This is a genomic window from Streptomyces sp. NPDC101393 (assembly GCF_044767385.1).
Lineage (GTDB): Bacteria > Actinomycetota > Actinomycetes > Streptomycetales > Streptomycetaceae > Streptomyces.
Genome location: NZ_JBIWNU010000003.1, coordinates 156,269 through 181,667, shown reverse-complemented (window position 1 = coordinate 181,667; position 25,399 = coordinate 156,269). Strand labels below are relative to the sequence as shown.

At 72.8% G+C, this 25,399-nt stretch carries 22 protein-coding genes and 1 pseudogene; 15 read left to right on the top strand and 8 right to left on the bottom strand.

Translation table 11 applies throughout. The features are described from left to right. Positions 1-37 precede the first annotated feature (37 nt). The 3 genes from ACIRQ7_RS10685 to ACIRQ7_RS10675 all read left to right on the top strand — a co-directional run bounded on the left by ACIRQ7_RS10685 (position 38) and on the right by ACIRQ7_RS10675 (position 3,133). Entirely contained in the window at positions 38-1,774 is a 1,737-nt protein-coding gene (locus ACIRQ7_RS10685; RefSeq protein ID WP_404261573.1) for an acyl-CoA dehydrogenase family protein, read from the top strand. A 135-nt stretch (positions 1,775-1,909) separates the two neighbouring features. Then, positions 1,910-2,437 (top strand): hypothetical protein, encoded by a 528-nt coding sequence (locus tag ACIRQ7_RS10680; RefSeq protein WP_404261571.1) that lies wholly within the window; start codon positions 1,910-1,912, stop codon positions 2,435-2,437. A 75-nt stretch (positions 2,438-2,512) separates the two neighbouring features. Further along, positions 2,513-3,133 carry an L-threonylcarbamoyladenylate synthase gene (locus tag ACIRQ7_RS10675; protein ID WP_401466102.1) on the top strand — a complete coding sequence of 207 codons (621 nt, stop codon included), beginning with the start codon at positions 2,513-2,515 and terminating at the stop codon, positions 3,131-3,133. Positions 3,134-3,142: 9 nt separating this feature from the next. On the opposite strand, the gene ACIRQ7_RS10670 is transcribed toward ACIRQ7_RS10675, so the two are convergent. The 4 genes from ACIRQ7_RS10670 to ACIRQ7_RS10655 are packed head-to-tail and all read right to left on the bottom strand — an operon-like array spanning position 3,143 to position 8,087. Further along, on the bottom strand, positions 3,143-4,300 hold the full coding sequence (locus ACIRQ7_RS10670) for an XdhC family protein (protein WP_404261569.1): 1,158 nt from the start codon (positions 4,298-4,300) through the stop codon (positions 3,143-3,145). A gap of 60 nt (positions 4,301-4,360) precedes the next feature. Further along, positions 4,361-6,511: a xanthine dehydrogenase family protein molybdopterin-binding subunit gene (locus ACIRQ7_RS10665; RefSeq protein ID WP_404261567.1), complete on the bottom strand. Its 2,151-nt coding sequence runs from the start codon at positions 6,509-6,511 to the stop codon at positions 4,361-4,363. After that, a complete protein-coding gene (locus ACIRQ7_RS10660) occupies positions 6,508-7,500 on the bottom strand; it encodes an FAD binding domain-containing protein (RefSeq protein WP_404261565.1) in 993 nt (330 codons plus the stop codon). Before ACIRQ7_RS10660 ends, ACIRQ7_RS10665 begins: the two co-directional genes overlap by 4 nt. Beyond that, the gene (locus ACIRQ7_RS10655; protein ID WP_404261563.1) at positions 7,497-8,087 is read right to left on the bottom strand and encodes a (2Fe-2S)-binding protein; all 591 of its coding nucleotides are present in this window, start codon (positions 8,085-8,087) and stop codon (positions 7,497-7,499) included. The genes ACIRQ7_RS10660 and ACIRQ7_RS10655 overlap by 4 nt, the downstream gene beginning before the upstream one ends. Before the next feature lie 416 nt (positions 8,088-8,503). On the opposite strand from ACIRQ7_RS10655, the gene ACIRQ7_RS10650 reads away from it, so the two are divergent. Next, entirely contained in the window at positions 8,504-9,085 is a 582-nt protein-coding gene (locus tag ACIRQ7_RS10650; RefSeq protein WP_404261561.1) for a TetR/AcrR family transcriptional regulator, read from the top strand. A 213-nt stretch (positions 9,086-9,298) separates the two neighbouring features. Here ACIRQ7_RS10650 and ACIRQ7_RS10645 read toward each other — a convergent pair whose 3' ends face one another. Continuing rightward, positions 9,299-9,787, bottom strand: coding sequence for a hypothetical protein (locus ACIRQ7_RS10645; RefSeq protein ID WP_404261559.1), 489 nt, complete (start codon positions 9,785-9,787; stop codon positions 9,299-9,301). A gap of 390 nt (positions 9,788-10,177) precedes the next feature. On the opposite strand from ACIRQ7_RS10645, the gene ACIRQ7_RS10640 reads away from it, so the two are divergent. Together ACIRQ7_RS10640 and ACIRQ7_RS10635 are read left to right on the top strand one after the other, a co-directional pair. Beyond that, positions 10,178-11,092, top strand: coding sequence for a diiron oxygenase (locus ACIRQ7_RS10640; protein WP_401466081.1), 915 nt, complete (start codon positions 10,178-10,180; stop codon positions 11,090-11,092). 24 nt (positions 11,093-11,116) lie between these two features. Next, positions 11,117-12,790, top strand: coding sequence for an FAD-dependent oxidoreductase (locus tag ACIRQ7_RS10635; RefSeq protein ID WP_404261558.1), 1,674 nt, complete (start codon positions 11,117-11,119; stop codon positions 12,788-12,790). Between the two features lie 93 nt (positions 12,791-12,883). Here ACIRQ7_RS10635 and ACIRQ7_RS10630 read toward each other — a convergent pair. Beyond that, a pseudogene (locus ACIRQ7_RS10630) lies at positions 12,884-13,812 on the bottom strand (alpha/beta fold hydrolase); the annotation flags it as partial. A gap of 481 nt (positions 13,813-14,293) precedes the next feature. Between ACIRQ7_RS10630 and ACIRQ7_RS10625 the strand changes: the two are divergent. Both ACIRQ7_RS10625 and ACIRQ7_RS10620 read left to right on the top strand, forming a co-directional pair. Then, positions 14,294-14,656, top strand: a complete 363-nt coding sequence (locus ACIRQ7_RS10625) for a DUF488 domain-containing protein (RefSeq protein WP_404261556.1) — start codon at positions 14,294-14,296, stop codon at positions 14,654-14,656. 61 nt (positions 14,657-14,717) lie between these two features. Beyond that, complete coding sequence (locus tag ACIRQ7_RS10620) at positions 14,718-15,176, top strand: Crp/Fnr family transcriptional regulator (protein WP_404261554.1); 459 nt, start codon at positions 14,718-14,720, stop codon at positions 15,174-15,176. 26 nt (positions 15,177-15,202) lie between these two features. On the opposite strand, the gene ACIRQ7_RS10615 is transcribed toward ACIRQ7_RS10620, so the two are convergent. Together ACIRQ7_RS10615 and ACIRQ7_RS10610 are read right to left on the bottom strand one after the other, a co-directional pair. Then, positions 15,203-16,549, bottom strand: a complete 1,347-nt coding sequence (locus ACIRQ7_RS10615) for an MFS transporter (RefSeq protein ID WP_404261552.1) — start codon at positions 16,547-16,549, stop codon at positions 15,203-15,205. Between the two features lie 2 nt (positions 16,550-16,551). Next, positions 16,552-17,973 (bottom strand): alkyl sulfatase dimerization domain-containing protein, encoded by a 1,422-nt coding sequence (locus tag ACIRQ7_RS10610; RefSeq protein ID WP_404261551.1) that lies wholly within the window; start codon positions 17,971-17,973, stop codon positions 16,552-16,554. 175 nt (positions 17,974-18,148) lie between these two features. Between ACIRQ7_RS10610 and ACIRQ7_RS10605 the strand changes: the two genes are divergently transcribed. The 7 genes from ACIRQ7_RS10605 to ACIRQ7_RS10575 all read left to right on the top strand — a co-directional run bounded on the left by ACIRQ7_RS10605 (position 18,149) and on the right by ACIRQ7_RS10575 (position 25,354). Continuing rightward, a complete protein-coding gene (locus ACIRQ7_RS10605; protein WP_404261549.1) occupies positions 18,149-19,390 on the top strand; it encodes a helix-turn-helix domain-containing protein in 1,242 nt (413 codons plus the stop codon). A 110-nt stretch (positions 19,391-19,500) separates the two neighbouring features. Then, positions 19,501-20,112, top strand: coding sequence for a helix-turn-helix domain-containing protein (locus ACIRQ7_RS10600; protein ID WP_404261547.1), 612 nt, complete (start codon positions 19,501-19,503; stop codon positions 20,110-20,112). Positions 20,113-20,297: 185 nt separating this feature from the next. After that, a complete protein-coding gene (locus ACIRQ7_RS10595; protein WP_404261545.1) occupies positions 20,298-21,506 on the top strand; it encodes an NAD(P)/FAD-dependent oxidoreductase in 1,209 nt (402 codons plus the stop codon). Further along, a complete protein-coding gene (locus ACIRQ7_RS10590) occupies positions 21,503-21,853 on the top strand; it encodes a (2Fe-2S)-binding protein (protein ID WP_404261544.1) in 351 nt (116 codons plus the stop codon). Before ACIRQ7_RS10595 ends, ACIRQ7_RS10590 begins: the two co-directional genes overlap by 4 nt. Next, positions 21,850-23,397, top strand: a complete 1,548-nt coding sequence (locus ACIRQ7_RS10585) for an FAD-dependent oxidoreductase (protein WP_404261542.1) — start codon at positions 21,850-21,852, stop codon at positions 23,395-23,397. Before ACIRQ7_RS10590 ends, ACIRQ7_RS10585 begins: the two co-directional genes overlap by 4 nt. Then, positions 23,397-24,326, top strand: a complete 930-nt coding sequence (locus tag ACIRQ7_RS10580; RefSeq protein WP_404261541.1) for a dihydrodipicolinate synthase family protein — start codon at positions 23,397-23,399, stop codon at positions 24,324-24,326. Before ACIRQ7_RS10585 ends, ACIRQ7_RS10580 begins: the two co-directional genes overlap by 1 nt. Then, the gene (locus ACIRQ7_RS10575; RefSeq protein ID WP_404261539.1) at positions 24,326-25,354 is read left to right on the top strand and encodes a proline racemase family protein; all 1,029 of its coding nucleotides are present in this window, start codon (positions 24,326-24,328) and stop codon (positions 25,352-25,354) included. Before ACIRQ7_RS10580 ends, ACIRQ7_RS10575 begins: the two co-directional genes overlap by 1 nt. Positions 25,355-25,399: the final 45 nt, after the last annotated feature.

The window sequence follows — 25,399 nt, the reverse complement described above, 5'->3', positions numbered from 1 at the left end:
ACACCCCTCAACTCCTGAGCCGGAAAGGCGAATTCCCATGGCCGACCCGCTGACGTCCGACCCGCTGCTGTTCAACCCGAGCACCTACGACCCGGCGCACTTCGACCCCGAGACCCGCCGGCTGCTGCGCGCCACCGTCGACTGGTTCGAGGCGCGGGGCAAGCGCCGGCTGATCGAGGACTACCGTTCCCGCGCCTGGCTGGCGGACTTCCTGGCCTTCTCCGCCAAGGAAGGGCTGTTCGCGACCTTCCTCACCCCCGCCTCGGCCGCCGAAGGGCAGCCGGACAAGCGCTGGGACACCGCCCGGATCGCCGCCCTCAACGAGATCTTCGGCTTCTACGGGCTCGACTACTGGTACGCCTGGCAGGTCACGATCCTCGGTCTCGGCCCGGTCTGGCAGAGCGACAACGCCACCGCCCGCGACCGCGCCGCCGAACTCCTCTCCCAGGGCGAGGTGTTCGCCTTCGGCCTGTCCGAGAAGGCGCACGGCGCCGACATCTACTCCACCGACATGCTGCTGGAGCCCGACGGCGACGGCGGCTTCCGGGCGAGCGGCTCCAAGTACTACATCGGCAACGGCAACGAGGCGGGCCTGGTCTCCGTCTTCGGCCGCCGCACCGACATCGAGGGCCCGGACGGCTATGTCTTCTTCGCCGCCGACAGCCGCCATGAGGCCTACCACCTCGTGAAGAACGTCGTCGACTCCTCGAAGTACGTCAGCGAGTTCCGCCTCGACGACTACCCGGTCGGCCCCGATGACGTCCTGCACACCGGCAGCGCCGCCTTCGACGCCGCCCTCAACACCGTCAACGTCGGCAAGTTCAACCTCTGCACCGCCTCCATCGGCATCTGCGAGCACGCGATGTACGAGGCCGTCACCCATGCGCAGAACCGCATCCTCTACGGCCGCCCCGTCACCGCCTTCCCGCACGTGCGCCGCGAGCTGACCGACGCCTACGTCCGCCTCGTCGGGATGAAGCTCTTCAGCGACCGCGCCGTCGACTACTTCCGCTCCGCCGGGCCCGAGGACCGCCGCTACCTGCTCTTCAACCCCATGACGAAGATGAAGGTGACCACCGAGGGCGAGAAGGTCATCGACCTCCTGTGGGACGTCATCGCCGCCAAGGGCTTCGAGAAGGACACCTACTTCTCCCAGGCCGCGACCGAGATCCGGGGCCTGCCGAAGCTGGAGGGCACGGTCCATGTCAATCTCGCGCTGATCCTCAAGTTCATGGGCAACCACCTGCTGAACCCGGCCGACTACGCCGCCGTGCCGACCCGCCTCGACGCGGCCGACGACGCCTTCCTCTTCGGCCAGGGACCGGCCCGCGGCCTGGGATCCGTACGCTTCCACGACTGGCGCGCCGCCTACGACGCGTACGCCGAGGTGCCGAACGTCGCCCGCCTCCGGGAACAGGCCGACGCGCTCTGCGCGTTCGTGACCACGGCAGCGCCCGACAAGGAGCAGAGCCGCGACCTCGACCTGCTGCTCGCCGTCGGCCAGCTGTTCGCGCTGGTCGTGCACGGTCAGCTGATCCTTGAGCAGGCGCGCCTGACCGGGCTCGACGGGGATGTGCTCGACGAGCTGTTCGCCGTGCTCGTCCGCGACTTCTCCGCGCATGCCGTCGAGTTGCACGGCAAGGACTCCGCCACCGAGGCGCAGCAGGACTGGGCGCTGGGCGCGGTCCGGCGGCCGGTCGTCGACGACGCCCGCTCGGCACGCGTCTGGGAGCGTGTCGAAGCGCTCGCCGGTGCGTACGAGATGGCGCCGTAACCGACTTCACCCACGGGGCACGGGCCGGTCCACCGCGGACCGGCCCGTGCCCCGTGTGAAGCGGCTCGCCGCGACCGTGGCAGAGTGCGCGCAACGGAGCCCGGTGCGCGGGCGCCGGGGAACGCTGAGGGAGACATGGGCAAGAAGCAGCGGCTGGTGCGTGCCGGCCTGACGGTGATACTCGTGGCCGGGCTCGGCGCCTGCGGCGCCGGAGCGGACGCCGGCACGGGGCACCCGGACGGCGGCGCCAAGGGGAGCGGTAAGACGTCCCAGGACACCCGGCCGCACACGGACACCGTCTCGGGCCTGCGGGACGGCGTACGCCATGTCACCAAGAAGACCGTCACGAGCACCCGGCCGCATCTGACCCGGACGTGCACGACCGCCACGAAGCGCGTCAAGCACACCAAGCGCAGCGGCCGCGGCAAGAAGACGTGGTACACCACCGAGCGCCACCAGGACTGCCACAAGGTCGCCAAGGGCACCGAGAAGTACCGCCGCGTCGTCCGGCCCGAGCGCTGGTGCGTCAGGCTGGACGATGTCAACGGCAGGACGAGCAAGGACGACGTCTGGTACCGGGTCAACAGCGCCACCTACCACGCGGCTCTGGGCAAGGACGCACACGCCCGCATGACGATCGATCCGGCCGGAACCGGCTGCTGACCCCGACCGTCCGGGCCCCGGGGCCGCCCGCGCGCGAGGATGAGCGGCAGCGGCCCCATCGCGTAGGCTCGGCGGATGGCGAAGTATTTCGACGTGCACCCCGAGAACCCTCAGCGGCGCACCATCAGCACCGTGGCCGACAGCATCCGCGGCGGCGCGCTCGTCGCGTACCCGACGGACTCCTGCTTCGCGCTGGGATGCCAGCTGGGCAGTCGTGACGGCATCGACCGGATCCGGTCGATCCGGAATCTCGACGACCGTCACCACTTCACCCTGGTGTGCCAGAACTTCGCACAGCTGGGTCAGTTCGTGCAGGTCGACAACGACGTGTTCCGGGCGATCAAGGCGGCGACGCCCGGCAGCTACACCTTCATCCTCCCCGCGACGAAGGAGGTGCCGCGCAAGCTGCTGCATCCGAAGAAGAAGACGGTCGGCGTCCGCATCCCCGACCATGTCGTGACCCAGGCCCTGCTCGCCGACCTCGGTGAGCCGCTGCTCTCCAGCACCCTGCTGCTGCCCGACGAGGACGAGCCGCTGACCCAGGGCTGGGAGATCAAGGAACGGCTCGACCACGTCGTGGACGCCGTGATCGACTCGGGCGACTGCGGCACCGAGCCGACGACGGTCATCGACTTCTCCGGCGGCGAGGCCGAGATCGTACGCCGCGGGGCGGGCGACACCTCGCGGTTCGAATAGCCGGCGAGGTCAGGCCGCGGCGGGCGATCCGGGCGGGCCGGTGTGCCGCCCGTCCGCGGCACGGTGAATCGGTGTCCGTGAGCCGGTCAGCGGAGCACCCGTGCCGCCCCGCCGTGCCGCGACGATCTCCGCCGCGATGGACAGCGCCGTCTCCTCCGGCGTTCGCGCGCCGAGATCGAGACCGATCGGCGAGTGCAGCAGGGCCAGTTCGGCCTCGGTGACGCCCGCCTCACGAAGCTTGCGGTTGCGGTCCTCGTGGGTGCGGCGCGAGCCCATCGCGCCGACGAACGCGACCGGCATCCGCAGCGCCGCCTCCAGCAGCGGAACGTCGAACTTGGCGTCGTGGGTGAGCACGCACAGCACCGTACGGGCATCGGTCCCGGTGCGCTGGAGATAGCGGTGCGGCCAGTCGACCACGACCTCGTCGGCCTCGGGGAAGCGGGCCTGCGTGGCGAAGACGGGGCGGGCATCGCACACGGTGACGTGGTAGCCGAGGAACTTGCCCGTACGCACCAGCGCCGCGGCGAAGTCGACCGCACCGAAGACGATCATGCGGGGCGGCGGCACGCTCGACTCGACGAACAGCGTCAGCGGAGCCCCGCAGCGCGACCCGTCCTCCGAGGTGTCGACAGTGCCGGTGCGACCCGCCTCCAGCATGGCGCGGGCCTCCGCCACCGCCGTGCGGTCCAGCCCCGGCAGACCGCCGAGACCGCCTTCGTACGACCCGTCGGGGTGTACGAGCAGCGCCCTGCCGAGCAGTCCTTCCGGGCCCCGCGCCACCCGGGCCAGGGCCGCCGCCCGCCCGTCCGCGGCGGACGCCAGGGCCGCCGCGAACGCCTCGCCGCCCGGCGCCTGCGCGCGCAGCGGAGTGACCAGCACCTCGATGACCCCGCCGCAGGTCAGACCCACCGCGAAGGCATCCTCGTCGCTGTAACCGAACCGCTCCAGCACCGTCTCGCCGTCCTGCAGCGACTGCGTGCACAGGTCGTACACCGCCGCTTCCACACAGCCACCGGAGACCGAGCCGATGACCGTGCCCTCACTGTCGACGGCGAGGGCGGCACCCGGGCTGCGCGGCGCACTGCCACCGACGGCCACAACGGTGGCCACGGCGAAGTCCCGGCCCTGCGCCACCCACCCGTTCAACTCGTCGGCGATGTCCAGCATTTCGGTCTCCTTCTCCTGCGCGGATCTGACGTGGGCCGGCGGCCGGCCGGCCGCCGGGGCTCAGCCGGCCGGTGCGCCGGCCGGGCCGTCCCCGCCGGGTGCGTCTCCCGCCAGCAGAACACGGTCCGGCCGGATCGGCAGCTGACGGTGACGGACCCCCGTCGCATGCCAGACCGCGTTCGCGATCGCCGCCGCCGCTCCGACGATCCCGATCTCGCCGATGCCCTTGATCCCCACCGGGTCGTCCTCGTCCGGGTCGGCCACCCAGTCCGCCTCGATCCGCGGGACGTCGGCGTTCGCGGCGACGTGATAGCCCGCGAGGTCCGCGCCGACGTGGCTGCCCGAGTTCCGGTCGCGCACCGCCTCCTCGTGGAGCGCCATGGAAAGGCCCCAGATCATCCCGCCGATGAACTGGCTGCGCGCGGTCAGCGGATTGACGATGCGGCCCGCGGCGAAGATGCCGAGCATCCGCCGTACGCGCACCTCACCGCTGGTGACGTCCACCGCGACCTCGGCGAACTGCGCTCCGAAGGAGTGCCGCTCCTTGCTCGCCAGCGCACCGATCGCCTCGCTGGTGTCCGAGCGCGCGGTGATCCCCTCCGGCGGGATTCCGCCGCCGAGGGCCAGCCGCTCCCGCAGCTCGGCCACCGCGATCGTGACCGCCCAGGCCCAGGAGCGGGTGCCCATCGACCCGCCGGCGACCATCGCCGGCCCGAAGTCGCTGTCCGCGATCCGCATCCGGATGCGCGACGGTTCCACCTCCAGCGCGTCCGCCGCGATCAGCGTCAGCGCGGTCCGTGCCCCCGTTCCGACGTCCGCCGCGGTGATCCGCACGGTGAAGGTGCCGTCCGCCTCCGCCGTCACGGCCGCCGTGGACGGCGCGACCCCCGACGGGAAGGAGGCCGCGGCCGTACCGGTCCCCAGGAGCCAGCGCCCCTCCCGGCGGACGCCGGGACGCGGGTCCCGGCGTGCCCAGCCGAAGCGGTCGGCGCCCTCCTGGAAGCAGCTGAGCAGATTGCGGCTGCTGAACGGCAGCCCGGAGACGGGCCCCGCGTCCGGTTCGTTGCGGGCGCGCAGCGCGATCGGGTCCATGCCGCACTTCTCGGCGAGCTCGTCGAGCGCCGACTCCATCGCGAACGAGCCCGGCGCCTCACCGGGCGCGCGCATGAAGGTCGGGGTCGGCACATCGAGCCGCACCAGGCGGTTGACGGTGTGGTGCGCGTCCGCGTCGTACATCACGCGCCCCGGATCGGCGCTCCGCTCGACGAACTCGTGCACCGTCGACGACAGGCACTGCGCCTGGTGGCTGAAGGCCCGCAGCCGTCCGTCGGCATCGGCGCCGAGCCGGACCCGCTGCGCCGTGGGGCTGCGGTAGCCGACCAGCGAGAAGGTCTGGCGCCGGGTCAGCACCACCCGGACCGGACGGTGCAGGACCGTCGCGGCCATCACCGCGCAGACCTGGTGGGGGCGGATCCCCTTGGCCCCGAAGGCGCCGCCGACGTGCTCGGACCGTACCCGCACGGAGGCCGGATCCAGCGAGAACAGCTGGGCGAGCTCGCTCGCCACCCACATGCTGCCCTGGTTCGAGTCGATGACTTCGAGGCGTCCGCTGTCCCAGCGGGCCATCGCGGCGTGCGGCTCCAGCGCGCTGTGGTGCTCCTCCGGGGTGGTGTACTCCTCATCCACGACGACCGCGGACGCGGCGAGCTCGGCGTCGAGGTCCCCCTTCGCCGACTCGGGGGAGCCCTCCGGCGTGTACGTGCCCGCGCGTTCCGCGGAGAACGCCACGTCGTGCGGCTCCTCGTCGTACTCGACCACCAGTGCCTCGGCGGCCTCCCGGGCCTGCTCCGGCGTCTCGGCGACGACCAGGGCCACCGGCCAGCCCGCGCACGGCACCCGGTCGTGCTGGAAGACGGTGACGGTCGGGTCGGGCTTCCCCATCATGCCGAGGTATTCGCCGTTGACGCGCGGGGCGTTCTCATGGTGCAGGACACTGAGGACGCCGGGCATCGCCAGGACGGGCCCGTCGTCCACGGAACGGATCCGGCCGCGGGTGATGGTGGACAACACCAGCCATCCGTGGGCGAGTTCGGCGAAGGGCACCTCTCCCGCGTAGCGCGCCTTCCCGGTGACCTTGTCCAGGCCCTCCACCCGGGTGTGGCCGGTGCCGACGGCCCCCGTCACCGCGGTGGTATCGGTCGTGGTGGTCATCGCGCGGCCTCCTCGGTGAGTTCGGTCAGCAGGGCCACGACGAGGTTGCGCATCAGGGTCACCTTGTATCCGTTGTGGGGCAGCGGCTCGGCGGCCGCCAGCTCGGCATCCGCGGCGGCGGCGAACGCCTCGGCGGTGGCCGGGCCGCCGGTCAGCACCCGCTCGGCCTCCAGGGCGCGCCACGGCCGGGACGCGACCGCGCCGAACGCGAGGCGCACCTCGCGTACGACACCGCCTTGGACGTCGAGCGCGGCGGCGATCGAACCGATCGCGAAGGCGTACGACGCGCGCTCGCGCACCTTGCGGTAGCGGGAGGCGGCGGCGACCGGAGCCGGCGGCAGGACGAGGCCGGTGATCAGGGCGCCGGGCGGCAGTGCGGTCTCAAGATGGGGTGTCTCACCCACCGGCCGGTAGAACTCGGCGAGCGTCAACTCGCCCGGACCGTCCGCCGTTTCGTAGGTCACGACGGCATCGAAGGCGGCGAGCGCCACTCCCATGTCCGAGGGGTGGACGGCCACGCAGTGCGCGGAGGCGCCGAGGATCGCGTGCGTGTGGTGCTCGCCCTGGATGGCGGGGCAACCGCTGCCCGGGGCGCGCTTGTTGCACGGCTTGCTGGTGTCGGTGAAATAGCCGCAGCGGGTGCGCTGGAGCAGATTCCCGCCGACCGTGGCCATGTTGCGCAGCTGGCCCGACGCGCCCGCCAGCACGGCCTCGGTCAATGCCGGGTAGCGGCGCCGTACTTCGGGGTGGGCGGCGAGATCGCTGTTGGTGACGGTCGCGCCGATGCGCAGCCCGCCGTCCTCCGTGGTCTCGATGGTGTCGAGCGGCAGCTCGCGTACGTCGACGAGCAGCGCCGGCCGCTCCACGCCCGCCTTCATCAGGTCGACGAGATTGGTGCCGCCGCCGAGGGCGCGTGCCTCGGGATCCGCGCCGAGCAGTGCCACCGCGCCGGAGACGTCGAGCGCACGCTCGTATCCGAACTCCCTCATGCCGTCACCTCCGCGCCGGCCGCGTCGGAGCCGGGGCCTTGCTGTGGCGTGGGCGGTGCGGCCTCGGCCGCTGCCCGCGCGATCGCCTCGACGATCGACACATACGCGCCGCAGCGGCAGAGGTTGCCGCTCATCCGCTCCCGGATCTCCTCCTCGGACAGCGGCGGCACCCCCGCCTCGGGCCGTACGTCGGCGGTCACGGCGCTCGGCCAGCCCGCCGCGTGCTCCTCGATCACGGCGACGGCCGAACAGACCTGGCCCGGCGTGCAGTAGCCGCACTGATAGCCGTCGAGATCGAGGAACGCCTGCTGGACGGGATGCAGTTGGTCACCGTCCGCCACGCCCTCGATGGTGGTGACCACGCGGCCCTCGGCGGCCACCGCCAGCTGCAGGCAGGAGAGGGCCCGGCGCCCGTCGAGCAGCACCGTGCACGCACCGCACTGACCGTGGTCGCAGCCCTTCTTGGTGCCCGTCAGATCGAGGCGCTCGCGCAGCGCGTCGAGCAGGGTGGTGCGGTGGTCGACGGGCAGCGAGTGTTTCTGGCCGTTGATGTTCAAGGTGACGGCGCTGGACGTCGATAGGGCCATGATCAGCCTTCTTTCGCGTATATGAGGCGCAGCGGGCGCCGGGGCGCGGGCCCTGACGCCGACGTGGTCGACCAGGAGGCCGCCCCTCCCTGGCCTGCCGGCCCGGTGGCCTGCCGACCCGCAGGGGCGGGAGCGGAGGAAGGGCGGTCCCGGAGGCGGCTCGGGAGGGATGGCACTGTGCAAGGGCGGCATCGGTGAGGACGCCGGAGGTGGTGGGCGAGGGGCACACCGTCCGGATCTGCCGCTAAGGTGAGGCTAAGTGGACAGCTGTCCATTAGGTAGGAAACCTACCGGACACCTGTCCGGTTAGCAAGGTCGATCCGTGGGCCGACCTCGGGCCCAGGCCGTGAACGGATCGTAGGCCGACGGTATGCCGACCGTGGACCGGGTGTCCGTGATTCCCGGAAGGAGGACGAGTGCACCCACACAAGAAGGACGCGCCGCTGCGCTCGGACGCGCAACGGAATCGTGAACGCATTCTGGACGCGGCCCTGGCGGAACTGACGCGCTCGGCCGATGCCCCGCTGAGCTCGATCGCGAAGAAGGCCGGCGTCGGCCAGGCCACCTTCTACCGCAACTTCCCCAACCGCGAGGCGCTCGTGCTGGAGGTCTACCGCTACGAGGTCCAGCAGGTCGCGAACACCGCGTCCCAGCTCCTCGCGACCCGGCCACCGGACCAGGCGCTGCGCGAATGGATGGACCGCCTCGCCCAGTACGCCATGGCCAAGGCCGGTCTGGCCGACGCGATGCGCAAGGCCACCAGTGCGCACGGCACCCTGGCCGGGCTGGGCCACGGCCAGGTGACCTCGGCCGTGGCGCTCCTGCTGAAGGCGAACGAGGAGGCGGGCACCATCCGCCCCGGGGTGACTCCCGACGACTTCGTGCTCGCCATCGCCGGTCTCTGGCAGATCGACCCGCACGGCAACTGGCAGGCGCGGGCCGGCCGCCTCCTCGACCTCGTCATGGACGGACTCCGGGCGGGCGCACCGGGGCGGTGAACGCCGCGGGTGCGGACACACGGACCTGAGGTGCGGCCCGGTCCCGCTGCGCACGCACCTCGTTGGCCCTCTGGCGGCCGCTCGATTTCCCCCGGCCCCGGCCCCGGCCCCGGCCCCGGCCCCGGCCCCGGCCCCGGCCCCGGCCCCGGCCCCGGGCCCCGGCCCCGGGCTCCGTGGTCGCGTGACGCAGCCCGGCGACCCGGCCTGCTCCGGTCAGGAGCCGGCGCCGTTCGGGGCGGGTCCCTCCTCCTCGTGGCCCGTCGTCGCGAGCCGCGCCACCACGGCGTTCGCCAGGATCTCGGCCTCCTGAGGGCCGATGCCCTGTTCGGTGGCGCGCGCCACGATGTGCTGACGGACCAGCGCCAGTTCGCCGGGCTCCAGCTCGATGACCACCCGGGCCGGAGTCTGTGGAGCGCGGCGCAGCAACCGGCGGAGCCGCCCTCGTCCCTGTGCCGCCAGGTGCTCCGCCAGCACGTCGACGCCTCGTCTGGCCGCCTGGTCGAGGACCAGCCAGACGACGGGGGTGACCAGGGCGGCCGCCTCGGCGTACCCGAAGCCGAGGGGCTCTTCGCGCGGCCGGCTCCCGGTCAGGGTGCGGATCACCCGGTCGTCGTCGTACCGGCACAGCCCCTCGACGAGCGGCAGCTCGTGCGCCGCATGCTCCGCCACCACGTCGCGCACCACATCGCGTACCTGCACCATCGGCAACCCCCGTAGACATCCAGCGCGTTGGGGTATTGCAGCACGTCCGGCCGGAGGAGGGAACGAGAAATCCCGTCACCAGGGATCAGCGGGCCGACCGTGCCCGCCTCCCGGCAGGCCCCTGGGGGACGGGCGGGGGAGCGCGGATTTCTTACCGAGGGGTAGGCCTGTCGGCACGCTTGTTATACGGTCCGTCTAACAAGCGGGAGTGCGCGGGAGCGCTGTGCACGTACACCGCCACGTCGGGCCTGCCCACCCCCGCCGGCCACGACGCCCCCGTGCGCGCCACCTCCGCGCGCCACCGCTCCCGGCAAACGCTCCCCGGCAATGAACCCGGCACCGCACAAGGACACCACGACCCGTCGCACTCGGAATTCGAGGAGCCGCAGCATGGCAAGCAGCACCGCTCGACCGGAGACCCACGACCGACTCCAGGACGACGACGTCGCCCAGCGGTTGCTCGACTCGGCCGCGACGCTGTCGTACGACCCGGCCACCGAGGTGGACTGGCAGACGCCGCTGGACAAGGAGTTCCACGGCGCGAGCCCGGAGTGGAGCACCCTCTACGGCACGGCGTACTGGGGTGAGTTGACCGACGCGCAGCGCAAGGAGCTGACCCGGCACGAGGCCGCTTCGGTCGCCAGCACCGGCATCTGGTTCGAGATGATCCTGCAGCAGATGGTGATGCGGGACATCTACGCCAAGGACCCGACCAGCGCCGGATTCCAATGGGCGCTCACCGAGATCGCCGAGGAGTGCCGGCACTCGATCATGTTCGCCCGTGGTGCCCAGAAGCTGGGAGCCCCGGCGTACCGCCCGCACCGGATGGTGATCGAGCTCGGCCGGGCCTTCAAGACACTCGCCTTCGGCGAGGCCGCCTACGCGGCCATCCTGGTCGCCGAGGAGGTCCTCGACGTCATGCAGCGCGACTGGATGCGGGACGACCGGGTCGTGCCGTTCGTCCGCACCATCAACAACATCCATGTCGTCGAGGAGTCCCGGCACATGAAGTTCGCCCGCGACGAGACCCTCAAGCGGCTGGAGGGCGCCGGCTGGGTGCGCCGGCAGATCAACGCCTTCGTGGTCGCGATCGCGTCCTACTTCATCGTCACCAGCATGGTGAACAAGGACGTCTACCGGAACGCCGGGCTCGACAAGGAGCGCGCCGTCGGCGCGGCGAAGGCCAATGAGCACCACAAGTCGATGATGCGCTCCAGCTGTTCGGGCCTGATGGACTTCCTGGCCTCGGCCCGCCTGCTCACCAAACCGGCGCTGATGTTTTACAAGCGCGCGAACCTGATCTGACGCGACCTGATCTGAGCGGACGACATGACCTACGCCATCACCCAGACCTGTTGCAGCGACGCCACCTGCGTCGCCGTCTGCCCGGTCAACTGCATCCATCCGACCCCGCAGGAGCGGGCGTTCGGCAGCACGGAGATGCTGTACATCGACCCGAAGACCTGTATCGACTGCGGCGCCTGCGCGGACGCCTGCCCGGTGGACGCGATCTTCCCGGCCGACAGCCTCTTCGGTGCGCAGCGGGAGTACGCCGGGATCAACGCGGCGTACTTCGAGGACCAGGAGCGGGCCGAGGAGGAGCCCCGGCCGGGCGGCGACAGCCCGAACTTCCACACCTGGGGCGAGCCGACCTTCGAGCGCAGCCTGCCGTCCGACTTCGCGCCGCTCCGGGTGGCGGTCGTCGGCACCGGCCCGGCCGGTATGTACGCCGCCGAGGACCTGCTGCTGCACACCAACGCCCAGGTGACACTGATCGACCGGCTGCCCGTGGCCGGCGGCCTCGTGCGCTACGGCGTGGCGCCGGACCACCCCGCGACCAAGAAGGTCGGTGACACCTTCGCGCGCTTCCACACCCACCCCCGGGTACGGATGCACCTCGGACTCCAAGTGGGCCGGGACATCTCGCCGCAGGAACTCGCCGCGCACCACGACGCGGTGATCTACGCCGTGGGCGCCTCCGCCGACCGCCGGATCGGGATCCCGGGCGAGGACCTGCCGGGCAGCCTCTCCGCGACCACGTTCGTGTCCTGGTACAACGCCCATCCGGACGTCCCACCGGACGCGATCGACCTGTCCACCGAGCGCGTGGTGGTGGTCGGCAACGGCAATGTCGCCCTCGACGTCGCCCGGATCCTGGTCGCGGACCCCGGGACGCTGGCCGGCACCGACATCGCCGACCACGCCCTGGAAGCCCTGCGCACCAGCGCGGTGCGCGAAGTGGTGCTGCTCGGACGCCGCGGTCCCGAACATGCCGCGTACACCAGGTCCGAGCTGCTCGCCCTCAAGCATCTGGACGGTGTGGAGCTGGTGGTGGACGACCACGACCGGCGGACCGGTGCGACCATCGACGCGGCCGGGCCGAAGGAGAAGGCCGCGGTCCTGCAAGGAGTCGCGCGCGCCGAGCCGGACTGGGCAGGCGCGCCGGCACCGGGGCGGCGCATCGTCTTCCGCTTCCACTCCGCGCCGGTGGCGGCGACAGGCGGCGACGGCAGCGAGAAGGTGGCGGCCGTCCGCGTCACCCACGGTACGGAGGAGCGGGAGATACCGTCCGGCATGCTGCTGCGGGCCGTGGGGTACCGCGGCGTGCCCGTTGCCGGGCTGCCCTTCGACGAGGCGACCGGCACCGTTCCGCACGAGGCGGGCCGGGTGACCGGCCGACCGGGCACCTACGTCGTGGGCTGGATCAAACGCGGCCCCTCGGGCGGCATCGGCGCCAACCGCACCTGCGCCGCCGAGACGGTCGGCACCCTGCTCGCCGACGCCATCGACGGCTCACTGGCCGCGCCCACCCGCGCGCCCAAGGCGTTCGACCGGCTCGCCCGCCGCAGCAACCGCCAGGTCATCGACGCCCGTGGCCTGGCCGCGATCAACCGGGCCGAGCTGACCCGGGGCCGCCGCGCCGGCCGCCCGCGCGTCAAGCTCGCCACGGTCCGGGAGTTGGTGGCCACGGCGAAGGGCGGCCGCTGGGGGGTGCTGCGCTGACGCAGGTCCGCGAAGGGGGGCCGCCGTGCTGTGACATGGACGACAACGGTGGCCATCCGCGCCCGCTGTCTCGCAGGGTGGACACCAAGACAGCGGTCCAAGCCCGCCGCCGACCGGGTGCTGCTTCGCGGCGGCGCGCAGCTTTTCCCACTGCCGCCGGACCGTGTCCGGGGTGTCCCCATGCCGTAGGTGCCGTCATGCTCGGCGACCCACGCCGTCCAGTCCTTCCAGCGGCCCTGGAAGGCCACGTCCTGGTCGAGGTTGCCCTCGTACCAGACCTTCTCTCGGGCGGGGTTGACCACACTGTCGAAGATCATCCGTCGTACGTGGGTGGGGAACAGATCGGCATGGACGGCGCCGGGGTAGGTGCCGGAGGAGACGCCGAGATAATTGATCTTCTTGTCGCCCAGCGCGGCACGGATGACGTCCAGGTCACGGGCGGTGTCCGGAGTGGTCATGTGCGGCACCAGGTCGCCGCTGCGCTCCGTGCACCCCTTCGCGTACTGCGCCGCGAGCCTGCGGTGCGCCCGCTTGTCGCCCGCACCGTCCGGGACGGGGTCCGGCTTCGGCGCCGTGGCGAACTCCCGCGGATCCATGCAGGAGACGGGCGCCGAATGCCCCACACCCCGCGGATCGAACCCCACGAAGTCGTACGCCTTCGCGGTCCTGGCCGACACGGGGTCCTTCCCGGTCGCCCGTGACGGGAAGTCCAGACCGGAACCGCCGGGCCCGCCGGGGTTGTAGAGGAGCGAGCCCTGGCGTTCGCCGGTGCTGCCCGTGCTGCGCGCACGGTCGACGGCGAGCTTGACGGCGGGCCCGTCGGGCCGGGCGCAGTCGACGGGGACGGTGACGTATCCGCACTGGACGGGCGCCTTCTGGCCCCAGCCCTTCGGGCAGTCCTGCCAGTCGATGCCGGCCTTGGCCGCCCGCGCGGCGGCGAGGGCGACACCCCTCGCCTCGGCGCCGCCGCCGGGCCGGTGCGCGGACGCGCTCCCGTCCGCGACGGCGGACGGGACGGCCATGACACCGGCGAGGAGCGCGGCGGAGGAGGCGAAGGTGCCCGCGGTGGCGAGCGTGGTGGTGCGTCTGTTCACGGTGAGGGATCCCCCAGGGGGCAGCGGCGCCGAGGGCCACGGCGTCCGGCACGACGGCGGTGGTCGTCGGTGGTCAAGGGGATCCTCAAGTCTCGCGCGAGGGCCCGACCAGCCCTCGACCTGCTTCTTTGCCCCTGCGCCGGCGAAAGCACCCGCCCGACGGCCCCGGAAGCGCCGACCGGCTACCGGAAACAGCGGACCGGCGGGTTACGGCGTCGACCGGGGCGGCCCGCCTTTTTGCGGCCCACGGCGGACCCGGTGAGGTCCGGGTAGCGTGGAAGACATCCGTTCCGGGAGGGCACGTCCGGGGCGGACGGCATCGGCGTACGACACCGGCGCAGGACAACGGTGTACGTGAACCGGTGGAGGACACCGCCGTACGGAATCGGTGTACGAGGAGGAGCGGCCCATGGCTGGGAAGGCCACGGTGCGGGTCCGGCGCGTCTATGAGAGCCCGGCGCGGGGCGACGGCGCCAGAGTGCTGGTCGACCGTCTCTGGCCGCGCGGACTGAGCAAGGACAAGGCCCACCTCGACGAGTGGTGCAAGGGCGTCGCACCGTCCACGGAGTTGCGCAAGTGGTACGGCCACGACCCCGAACTCTTCGAGGAGTTCAACCGCCGGTATCGCGCCGAACTCCAGGACTCCGAGCACGCCGACGCGCTGGCGCACCTGCGCGACCTGGCCAAGGGGGGAACCCTGACGCTGGTCACGGCGACCAGGCACCCCGAGATCAGCCAGGCCGAGGTGCTCGCCGCGCTGCTGCGGAGCTGACGGCGGGGACGCCCCACGGCGGGGCAGGGGAGAACGTGACGCCGAGTACCGGAGGAACGTCATGACCGCCACACGGAATCTGCTCGAAATGCTGTCGCCCGCGGGCCGCGACCGGCTGCTGGGGTTCGCGACCGAGGTGTCCTTCCCGGCCGGCGCCCGCGTCTTTCATCAGGGCAGCAGGGCCGACCGGTTCTGGATCGTGCACTCCGGAACGGTCGTCCTCGACGTGCATGTCCCCGGCCGTCGCGCGGCCGCGGTCGACAGGATCGGTCAGCAGGAAATGCTCGGCTGGTCGTGGCTGATCCCGCCGCACGTCTGGCAGCTGGGCGCCGAGACCAACAGCCCGGTGCGGGCACTGGAATTCGACGCGCCAGGGGTGCGCGGCCTGTGCGAGGAGGACCCGGTGCTGGGGCAGGTGATCACCCGCTGTGTCGCCGAGGTGGTCGGCCACCGCCTCACGTCCACCCGGACCCGCCTGCTGGATCTCTACGGGCCGTACGGCAGCGGCCCGACGCGCTGACCGAATACGCCGCGGACCCGGGGGCATCAGTGCGCCACGGGTGCGCCGACCGCCGGAGCCCGCGGCACACCAAGGCGTCGCGCGTCCCGCTCCGGACGGAGGAAGAGCGCCGCGAGGATGCCGGGGACCAGCAGCAGAGCGGCCGTGAGCAGCCAGCCGTTCCGGTATCCGGCGGCGACCGTCGCGGAACCGTCCACGATCCACCCCAGCACCAAGGGGGACACGATCCCGCCCAGGGCGAAGACCGCCACCAGGGCGCCGAGGACCACACCGCGCTGGCGGGGCGGGGCGATCCGGGCGATGGCCGTCTGCGCGGCGGTGAGCATCACCAGGGCCACCGCCATCGGGCCGGCCATCATCGCCATCCGCACCCAGAGCACGTCCACCGTGGCGAACACCGTCACCGCGCATGCCGACACGATCAGCAGCAGACCTGCGCCCGCACCGTCCGGCAGCCTGCCGGGCGTGCCGCGCCGCGCTGTCCGGCGCGCCAGCAGCCCGTGCGCCAGGAGCACCGCGCCGTTGGCGATCGCACCGGCCCCGACCGCGGTGCTCGCCTGTCCGAGATCCCATCCCAGCACCGACTGCAGGTAGTCCGGCATCCAGGTGAGCTTGACGTTCATCACCCAGTAGGCCGCGAAGGCGCCCAGTGCGGCGGTGAGGAAGGTGCCCGAGCAGAAGACGGCACGCAGCGGGATCCCGTCGACGCCGGGCCCGTCGGAAACGGTCCGGGCCGCCGGGCCCACCGGCGGTGCCAGCGGACCTTCGCTGCCCTTGACGGCCCACACCGCGGCCCAGAGCAGACCCGCGATGCCCGCCGCCCCGAACGCCCAGCGCCATCCGAAGTGGGAGATCACCGCGCCGAGCGTCGGCGCCGCGACCGCCACGCCCGCCGCCGCGCCCACCATGAGGACGGCGGTCGGCAGCGTGCGCTCCTCCTGGGGGAACCAGCCGTGCACGTGGTGCACGGCCACGGGCGCCGCGGGTCCCTCGGCGAGGCCCAGCAGCACCCGGGTGGCGATCAGCACACCGAATCCCGCGGCGCCCCAGAGCATCGGCAACTGCGCCACCGACCACAGCACCGCCATCAGCACCAGCAGCACCGACGTACGCACCCTGCGGGTCAGGAACGTCACCCCCACCGCGGACAGCGAGAACAGACCGAAGAACGCGGCCTGGGCGACGCCGAACTCCTGGCGGGTGAGACCGAATTCCGCCATGACCTGCGGCCCGGCCAGCCCCAGGACGGCCTTGTCGGCGAAGTTCACCAGCATGAAGACCAACAGCAGCCAGGTGGTCGTCCATGCCTGCCGGCGGACGCCCGGGGCGTGGCCCGGACCCGGGTGCCGCACCACACCCGTCGTCGTGTCCACGGTCAGGCGCCTCCCTCTGCGCCGTCGTCCTCCGGAGCGCCGCAGCCGCAGGAGTCGTCCTCCACCACCCCCACGCTGATGGCCCCCGCCGCCCGCCTGCGGCCCTCCTCGCTGCGCGTCAGCTCGGTCGCGGTGTCCGTTCCCGCCGCCACCGCCGCGGACTCCGCCGCCGCCCAATGGAACACTCCGCGCGCCATCGTCGACGTCTCCCGCTCGGCCCGCCGACCGAAGACCTCGGCTCGCACCCGGGCCACCTCCCGGTCCTCCGGCGCGGCGAGCGCGGCGGTCTCCGCGAGGTGCGAGGCCAGCCGCATCTCCCCACGGGCGAGCAGCTGCTGGGCCCGGTCGGCCAGCGTCCGTGCCCCGCCCGCCGCGTCGGCCAGCTCCGCGGCCAGCGCGGCTTCCGGGGCCGGCTTGAGGTGCGCCGGGTTCTGGTCATACCAGCCGCCCCACAGCCGCCACAGGTTCCGTACGACGAACTCCGGTTCGTCGTAGGCCGGGTGCAGATACGGCTTCTCCAGGAGGCCCGCCGGCACCGTGACGCCGTGCAGCACCGCGTCGAGACGCGCTCCGCTGTTCATCAGGTCGCGGGTCTGGGTGCAGAGCGATTCGAGGAGCTCCGCGGTGTCGCCCAGCGCCTGCCGGACGCGGTCGGGGCCGAGGATCGGCACGCCGTGCCCGGGGAGCAGCACCTCCGCGCCCAGCTCCTGCATGGCCCGCAACGCCCGCGCCCACTCCACGGGGTGACGCTGGACCTTCTGCGGGTTGCCGGCGTTGGGCGAGTTCCAGATGAAGAGGTCGCCCGTGCACAGGGTGCGCAGTTCCGGGATCCACACATAGGTGTGGTCGTCGGTCTCGCCGCGGGCGTGCACCAGCTCGAAGGTCAGCTCGCCCCTGCGCACGGTCAGCCGGTCGCGGTAGGTGGTGTCCGGGTAGCGGTATGCGGTCGGCCATTCCAGGGAGGGCACGCCGAACTGCCGGCGGTTGATCCAGCTGTTGTAGCCGGCCGTCTCCCGGTAGCGGTCGAAGCGGGCCGGCACCGCCTCGTGCGCGATGACCTCGGGGCGTTCCCGCCCGCCGTCGTCGGCCTCCGCGTCGAAAGGCCCGACGCCGAAGACATGGTCGACATGGCCGTGGGTGAACACCACGGAGCGCACCGGGGCGGCCGAGAAGCCGCGTACCGCGTCGTGCAGTGGGGACGCCGTACGGAAGTCACCGGAGTCCACCAGCAGCAGCCCCTCACCGGTGTCGAACACGGCCACATTGGCGAACGCCGGGAAGAATCCGGTCCGTTCACCGATGCGCACCAGGTCCTTACCGGTGAACGCGCCGCTGAAGTGCGCCAGCAGATTGTCCTTGCCGGACCAGACCCGGTCCGCGTACTCCACATACTCCACACTGCCAAGGGAATTGTGCTCAGTCATAGCTCAGGCTCCTCGGGCGTTCTGCGTGCGGCCACCGTCCTGCGGCTCGCGGTGGCCTGCCGATGTCCGTCGAGTCTGGGACGGTGAGCGGGCAGGGGACACCCGTCTCCCTCACAGCGGCAGCCCGCGCGTACTGTGATCCGTCACAGTCGAGCCGTGAGAAGGGCGAGGAACCGTGCCTCCCGAGCCACCGCCCGCCCGCCGCCGGGCGTACCCGGCGCTCTCGCCCGGCGCCCGGACACTCGCCGCCCGGTGCGAGAGCCGTGTCAACGAGCTCGCCCGCCGGATGACCCGCGACACCTTCGAGCAGCTCCCCGGCTACCCGGAGCTCCCCGCCGACGTCAAGGACGTGGAGATCGCCGCCACGGTGCGCAACGGGCTGCGGCTCTTCCTGCGACGGGTGCGCGGCACCCAGGGCCACTCCGGCGACTACCGGCTCTTTCGCGAACGTGCCGCGCAGCGCGCCGAGGAGGGCATGCCCCTGCACACCCTGCTGCGCAGTCACTCGATGGCCGTCTACGTCCTGTGGCAGGCGCTGCGGGACGAGGCCACGAGCGAGGAGGAAGGGGCCCTCATCGAACTCGTGGATTTCCTGCTGCGCGGCCACGAGGCCATCATCGGCGTGGTCGCCGAGACCTATCTCGACGAACAGGCCGCGCTCTCCGCCGAACGCCGTGAGCACCACCGTTCCCTGGTACGCGGACTGCTGGACGGTTCCCTGCCGCCGCTGCGCGCCTTCGAGGAACTGGGCCTGGAGGGCCGCTCCCTCGTCCTCCACCTCCAACTGCCCCCGGAAGGTGACCCGTCGGCGTCGGCCGTCGCGGTCCGCCGCACGACCCGACGCGTCCAGACCGCCCTCGACCGCGCCTTCGGCGGCGAAGCGGTCTGCCTGCTCGGCGCCGGCGGGGGCGAGGCCGTCGTCCCGCGGTGGACGGACGGTACGGCCGGCCGGCGGGCCTGCGAGGAGCTGGCCGACCGCCTGGGGAAGGTCTGCGGAGACGGCGTCCGGATGGCGGCGGTGACCGCCGGCGCCGCTTCGGAGATCCCCGCCGCCGCCCGCACCGCGGCGGACGTCGTGCGGGTCGCCCGCGCCTGCGGGCGGCCCGCCGGGTGGCACCGTATGGAAGACGTGCTGCTGGAATTCCACCTCTCCCGGCGCAACGAGAGCAGCGACCGGATCGCTGCCCTCCTCGACCCCATCGGCGACCGGCCGGAACTCGTCGAGACGCTGCGCGTCCACCTCGAACACCGGCAGGACCGCCGCAGCAGCGCACGCCACCTGGGGCTGCACCCCAACACCGTGGACAACCGGCTCGCGCGCATCACCGAACTCACCGGCCTCGACCTCGCCGCCCCGCGCGGCAGTGCTCTCGCGCTGGCCGCCCTGCTGCTGCGCGGTGACGCGGTGACGCGGTGACATGAGGAGCATCGATCGGTTCGGCGAACGCGTCGTAGACTCCGTGTTCTGTGGAACGAACGCCGGCGGTCGGCGCCCGCCGGTGCCGGCCCGGGATGAAGGAGACAGGGATGGGTGACCCCGAAGGGTCGATCCGGGACATGGTGGCCGCCAATCTCCGGCGGGCCCGGACCCGGCGGGGTCTGTCCCTCTCGGAGCTGTCCCGGCGGTCCAGGATCGGCAAGGCGACGCTGTCGCAGCTGGAGTCCGGCACCGGAAATCCCACGATCGAGACGGTGTTCAGTCTGTCCCGGGCGCTGGAGGTGCCGGTGTCCGAACTGCTGGACACCCGCCCGCCCGGAGGGCTCAGGGTGGTGCGCGGCGAGCAGGTGGAGGTGCTCAGCGGCGAGGGCGTCGACCTGCGTCCACTGCAGCGGATCGAGGCGGGCGAGGTCATCGTGGAGGTCTACGACCAGCAGGTACGCGCCGGCTGCCGGCAGAACTCGCTCGGTCATGTGGGGACCGAGCACACCATCGTGCAGTCCGGCCGGCTGGGTGTGGAGGTGGACGGGCAGCGGGTGGATCTCGGTCCCGGTGACTACGTCGGCTTCGACGCCGTCCTGCCGCACAGCTATGTGGCGGACGGCGACGGCGTGCGTTCGGTACTGCTGCTGCAGTACCGGGCGGATCAGCGGCTGCACGACGCCGCCCCGCACGGGGTGCCGGACGGATCCGGCGGCTGACACCCGTTGGACGGGCCGGGCGGCTGATGCCCGCCCGGTGAGGCCCGCCTGACGGCCCGGCGCTGCGCCGGAGGCCGGACGGCTGCCGCCGGGGCGGTCGCCGCCGCGTGCCGAGCGAACCGTTGACACGTCCTCACCCCCCTCCTAACCTCAAATCGTTCGCTTTACCGAACGCTGGAGGCGTGGTGAACGGAACGCGCGTGGGCATTCTCGGCGCCGGGATCGTCGGCGCCGCCTGCGCCCGCGAGCTGGCGCGGGCCGGTTGCGAGGTCACCGTTCTCGACCGCGGCGGCGCCGCTGGGGCCACCACCTCGCACGGAGAGGGCAACATCCTGCTCTCCGACAAGGGACCCGGCCCGGAGCTCGAACTCGCCCGGCTCTCCCGGCGGTTGTGGCCCGAGCTGCTCACCGCCATCGGCGCCCGCTCCGACGATGCGGCGCGAGCCGTGCGGGCGGTCGAATGGGAGCCCAAGGGCGGCATCGTCCTCGCGACCACCGACGCCGGCGCCGACGGGCTGCGGCGGTTCGCCGCGGACCAACTCGCCGCCGGCGTACGGTCCGAGACGCTCGATGACAAGGCGCTCGCCGCCGCCGAACCCTTCGTCACCCGCGACCACACCCTCGCCCTGCACTACCCCGCCGACGCCCAGGTGCAGCCGGCCGCGGCCGCCACCGCCCTGCTGCTGGACGCCCGAGCGGCGGGCGCGCGGCTGCGGACCGGGTGCGAGGTCCTCGCGGGGGTCACCCGCGGCGGGCGCCTCACCGCGGTGCGCACCTCCCTCGGGCCGGTGGAAGCGGACGTGTTCGTCAATGCCGCGGGGCCGTGGGCCGGGGAGCTGGCCGCCCGGCTCGGCGCGCCGATCGACGTCCGGCCCCGGCGCGGCGATGTGCTCGTCACCACACCCCTTCCGCCGACGGTCTTCCACAAGGTCTACGACGCGGACTACGTGAGCGCGGTCGGCAGCAGCGCGCAGGAGCTGCAGACGTCGGCGGTGGTCGAGTCGACCCGCGCCGGCAGCCTGCTGCTCGGCTCCTCGCGCCGCCGGGTCGGCTTCGACGACCGGCTGCGGCCGGAGGTGCTCTCCGCGATCGCAGTGAAGGCGCTGCGGCTGTTCCCGATGCTCGCGCAGGTGCCGGTGATGCGCGCCTACGGAGGCTTCCGGCCGTACGTCCCCGATCACCTGCCCGTCATCGGCCCCGATCCGCGGCTGCCCGGCCTGTGGCATGCAGGCGGTCACGAGGGCGCCGGTATCGGACTGGCGGCCGGTACGGGGCGGCTGCTGCGGAATCTGCTGCTCCAGGAGCCGCCGGAGATCGACGCGACCGCATTCCGGGTGAACCGGCCCGCCGTGCTGGGCGTTGACGCACCACCGAGAAGCGAGGAGACGGCATGAGCCCCCGACGCATCCGGGCCGATGAAGACGTCACCGGGCGCAGGGAACGGCCGCTGCGCATCACCGTCGACGGCGAGACGGTGGAGGGTATCGCGGGCCAGACCCTCGCGGGGGTGCTGCTGGCCGCCGGCCGCCCGGCCTGGCGCCGCGGCCCGTCCGGCGCGGCCCGCGGGGTGTTCTGCGGGATCGGGGTCTGCTTCGACTGCCTGGTGACGGTGGGCGGGGAACGCGATGTGCGGGCGTGCCGCCGACGGGCGCGGGACGGCGACGCGGTGATCACCCAGTCCCGGGCCGCCTCCGACGCACCTCGGAAGGCAGACAACTCCCCGGCCGAGGAAAAGCGATGACAAGTCGTCACATCGTGGTGATCGGCGCCGGGCCCGCGGGACTCGCCGCCGCAGAGGGCGCGCTGGCGGCCGGTGCCCGGGTGACGCTGATCGACGCGGCCGACCTGCCCGGCGGCCAGTACCACCGGATGCTGCCCGAGGAGTACGCGGCCACCCACCCGGAGCGGATCCAGCACGGGTGGCGCGCCTTCGACCGCAGGCGGCGGCGCCTGCTCGCGCATCCGCGCTGTGCGTGGTGGCCCGAGGCCGTGGTGTGGGCACTGGAGCGCCCCGAGCCGCGGCGACCCGGCCCGCCTCGGGTCCACGTGGTGCGCGGGCCCGCCGACGGCTCGGACCGACGCCGCCTCGTGCTCGACTGCGACGCCCTGGTGCTCGCCGTCGGCGCGCATGACCGGATGCTGCCGTTCCCCGGCTGGGAGCTGCCGGGCGTCTGCACCGCAGGTGCCGCTCAGGCGCTGGCCAAAGGGGAGCGGGTGCTGGTCGGCGACCGCGTCGCCGTCGCGGGCACCGGACCGTTCCTGCTGCCGGTCGCGGCCACGCTGCTGGAGGCCGGGGCACAGGTGGCGGCCGTACTGGAGGCCAACCGCCCGGCCGTCCTGGCGCGGGGCTGGTCCCGGCGGCCCTGGGAACTGCCGTCGATGGCCGGGAAGTCCGGCGAACTCGCCCGGTATGCAGGGGCGTTGGCGCGACACCGGGTGCCCTACCGGACCGGCCGTGCCGTCGTCGAGGCCCGTGGCGAAGGCCGCGTCGAGGAGGTCGTCACCGCCCGGCTGCGCACCGACTGGTCCGTGGTGCCGCACAGCGAACGGACCCTGGCGGTGGATGCCGTATGCGTCACCCACGGCTTCAGCCCGCAGCTGGAGCTGCCCGTGGCCGCCGGCTGCGCGCTGCGCGGCACCCCGCCGGACGGTCAATCCGACGCCCCGGCACAGGAGTTCGTCGCCGTCGACGACGATCAGCGCACCAGCTGCCCCGGGGTGTTTGCCGTCGGCGAGATCACCGGGATCGCCGGGGCCCCCGCCGCCCGCGCGGAAGGCGCCCTCGCGGGGTGGCTGGCAGGCGGCGGCGACCCGGCCGCAGTCACCCTCGGCCCGCTGCGCCGCAGCCGCGACCAGGGCCGCGCCTTCGCCGCCCGCCTCGCCCGAGCGCACCCCATCGGTGCCGGCTGGCCGGGGTGGCTGCGCCCCGAGACCGTCGTCTGCCGATGCGAGGAAACCGACTACGGCGCGCTCTGCCGGGCCGCCACCGACCCCGCCGGGGCGGCCGACCGGGTCGCCAAGCTCCGGACCCGGGCCGGGCTCGGCCCGTGCCAGGCCAGGATCTGCGGCCCCACCGTCGCCGAACTCCGTGCCCGGCTGTGCGCCACCCCGGCCGACGGGCCCGCCCGCTCCGGCGGCGAACCGCCCGCCGACGGGCTGCCGCCCGCCACCTCGCACCGGCGACCCGTCGCCCAGCCCCTCCGGCTCGGCGAACTCGCCGCCGCTCCCGAGCAGTACGCCCCACCGCACCCCCCCGATCCCTCCCCGACCGAGGAGAACAGCTGATGAGCGGAACCCAGCAGACCGGCCCTCTCGGTGGCGTCGTCGTGGCCACCGCCCTGCCCTACTACGAGAAGGCCGGCGCACCCGCAGGCCTCGCCGTCGACCACGACCGGTACGCCGCCCACTGCCGGTGGCTGGTGGACAACGGCTGCGACGGCGTCGGGCCCAACGGCTCGCTGGGGGAGTACTCGTCACTGACCGACGAGGAACGCCGCGCCGTCGCCCGCACCGCGATCGAGGCGGTGGGCGCGGACGCGACGGTGATCGTCGGCGTGCACGGCGTGGGATCGCACCAGGCCAGGCGATGGGCGGAGGCCGCCGCCGAGGACGGCGCCGACGGAGTGCTGTGCCTGCCGCCGACGATGTACCGCGCCAACCACGGCGAGGTGCTGGCGCACTACGAGGCCGTCGCCTCCGTCGGCCTGCCGGTGATGGTCTACAACAACCCCATCGACACCAAGGTCGATCTGACCCCGGAACTCCTCGCCGACATCGCGCAGTTGGACAACGTGGTCGCCGTGAAGGAGTTCTCCGGGGACGTACGGCGGGTGCTGGAGATCAAGGAGCAGGCGCCCGGCCTGGAGGTGATCAGCGGCGCCGACGACGTCGTACTGGAGAGTCTGCTGATGGGGGCCACCGGCTGGTTCGCCGGATTCCCGAACGTCTTTCCCGCGGAGTCGGCACGCCTGTTCGCGCTCGCCATCGCAGGCAGGACGGCCGACGCCCGAGCACTCTACGAACCGCTCGTCGCGGCCTTCCGCTGGGACTCCCGCACCGAGTTCGTGCAGGCCATCAAGCTCGGCATGGACCGCGTCGGCCGCTTCGGCGGCCCCTGCCGGCCGCCGCGCGGCCCGCTGCCGCCCGCCCTGCGCGAACGGGTCGAGGCCGATATGGCGCGAGCCGTGGCAGCGCTCGGCGAACGGAGCGTCTGATGGGCGGCACCGGGGGAGTGGGAGGAGCCCCGAAGGTGCGCCGCATCTCCGCCGTCGACTCGCACACCGAGGGCATGCCCACGCGAGTCGTCACCGGCGGTGTGGCGACCGTCCCCGGTGACACGATGGCCGAACGCCGGCGCCACGCCGTCGACCACCTGGACCCGCTGCGCCGCTTCCTCGTCGACGAGCCACGCGGCCACCCCGCGATGAGCGGCGCGATCCTGCAGCCGCCGACCCGTCCGGATGCCGACCACGGGGTGCTCTACGTCGAGGTCAGCGGATTCCTGCCGATGTGCGGGCACGGCACCATCGGGGTGGCCACCGTGCTGGTGGAGACCGGGATGGTCGCGGTCACCGAACCCGAGACCGTGGTCCGCCTCGACACCCCTGCCGGACTGGTCGAGGCACGCGTCACCGTCCGCGACGGGGCCGCCGAACAGGTCACGCTGCGCAACGTGGACGCCTTCGCCCTCGAACTCGACGCGACGGTCCGCGTCCCGGGGCTCGGAACGGTCCGCTACGACATGGCCTACGGCGGAAACTTCTACGCCGTCGTCGAACTCGACCGGATCGGGCTGCCGTTCGACCGCGCACGCAAGGACGAGATCCTCGCGGCCGGTCTGGCGATCATGGGTGCGGTGAACGAGCAGAACCGGCCCGTGCACCCGGCCGATCCGCTCATCGGCGGCTGCAAGCACGTCCAGTTCCTCGCGCCGGGCTCGACCGCCCGCCACTCCCGCAACGCGATGGCCATCCACCCCGGCTGGTTCGACCGTTCCCCCTGCGGCACCGGCACCTCGGCGCGGATGGCGCAGCTGCACGCGCGCGGAGAGCTCCCGCTGCACACCGAGTTCGTCAACGAGTCCTTCATCGGCACCCGCTTCCACGGGCGGCTGGTCGGCACCACCGAGGTGGGCGGACTGCCCGCCGTCGTCCCCGAGTTCTCGGGCCGGGCCTGGATCACCGGCAGCGCCACCTACGTGCTCGACCCGCGCGACCCGTTCCCGCACGGCTTCGTGCTGTAGGCCCTGGCCCCAGGACGGGTCCCATAGAGCCGTTCGTCCCGGGGG

What these genes read in the sequence shown, in the direction of transcription:
- ACIRQ7_RS10685 (WP_404261573.1), top strand. Translation starts at nt 38, where the DNA reads ATGGCCGACCCGCTGACGTCCGACCCGCTGCTGTTCAACCCGAGCACC.
- ACIRQ7_RS10680 (WP_404261571.1), top strand. Translation starts at nt 1,910, where the DNA reads ATGGGCAAGAAGCAGCGGCTGGTGCGTGCCGGCCTGACGGTGATACTC.
- ACIRQ7_RS10675 (WP_401466102.1), top strand. Translation starts at nt 2,513, where the DNA reads ATGGCGAAGTATTTCGACGTGCACCCCGAGAACCCTCAGCGGCGCACC.
- ACIRQ7_RS10670 (WP_404261569.1), bottom strand. Translation starts at nt 4,300, where the DNA reads ATGCTGGACATCGCCGACGAGTTGAACGGGTGGGTGGCGCAGGGCCGG.
- ACIRQ7_RS10665 (WP_404261567.1), bottom strand. Translation starts at nt 6,511, where the DNA reads ATGACCACCACGACCGATACCACCGCGGTGACGGGGGCCGTCGGCACC.
- ACIRQ7_RS10660 (WP_404261565.1), bottom strand. Translation starts at nt 7,500, where the DNA reads ATGAGGGAGTTCGGATACGAGCGTGCGCTCGACGTCTCCGGCGCGGTG.
- ACIRQ7_RS10655 (WP_404261563.1), bottom strand. Translation starts at nt 8,087, where the DNA reads ATGGCCCTATCGACGTCCAGCGCCGTCACCTTGAACATCAACGGCCAG.
- ACIRQ7_RS10645 (WP_404261559.1), bottom strand. Translation starts at nt 9,787, where the DNA reads ATGGTGCAGGTACGCGATGTGGTGCGCGACGTGGTGGCGGAGCATGCG.
- ACIRQ7_RS10640 (WP_401466081.1), top strand. Translation starts at nt 10,178, where the DNA reads ATGGCAAGCAGCACCGCTCGACCGGAGACCCACGACCGACTCCAGGAC.
- ACIRQ7_RS10635 (WP_404261558.1), top strand. Translation starts at nt 11,117, where the DNA reads ATGACCTACGCCATCACCCAGACCTGTTGCAGCGACGCCACCTGCGTC.
- ACIRQ7_RS10625 (WP_404261556.1), top strand. Translation starts at nt 14,294, where the DNA reads ATGGCTGGGAAGGCCACGGTGCGGGTCCGGCGCGTCTATGAGAGCCCG.
- ACIRQ7_RS10620 (WP_404261554.1), top strand. Translation starts at nt 14,718, where the DNA reads ATGACCGCCACACGGAATCTGCTCGAAATGCTGTCGCCCGCGGGCCGC.
- ACIRQ7_RS10610 (WP_404261551.1), bottom strand. Translation starts at nt 17,973, where the DNA reads ATGACTGAGCACAATTCCCTTGGCAGTGTGGAGTATGTGGAGTACGCG.
- ACIRQ7_RS10600 (WP_404261547.1), top strand. Translation starts at nt 19,501, where the DNA reads ATGGGTGACCCCGAAGGGTCGATCCGGGACATGGTGGCCGCCAATCTC.
- ACIRQ7_RS10590 (WP_404261544.1), top strand. Translation starts at nt 21,503, where the DNA reads ATGAGCCCCCGACGCATCCGGGCCGATGAAGACGTCACCGGGCGCAGG.
- ACIRQ7_RS10585 (WP_404261542.1), top strand. Translation starts at nt 21,850, where the DNA reads ATGACAAGTCGTCACATCGTGGTGATCGGCGCCGGGCCCGCGGGACTC.
- ACIRQ7_RS10580 (WP_404261541.1), top strand. Translation starts at nt 23,397, where the DNA reads ATGAGCGGAACCCAGCAGACCGGCCCTCTCGGTGGCGTCGTCGTGGCC.
- ACIRQ7_RS10575 (WP_404261539.1), top strand. Translation starts at nt 24,326, where the DNA reads ATGGGCGGCACCGGGGGAGTGGGAGGAGCCCCGAAGGTGCGCCGCATC.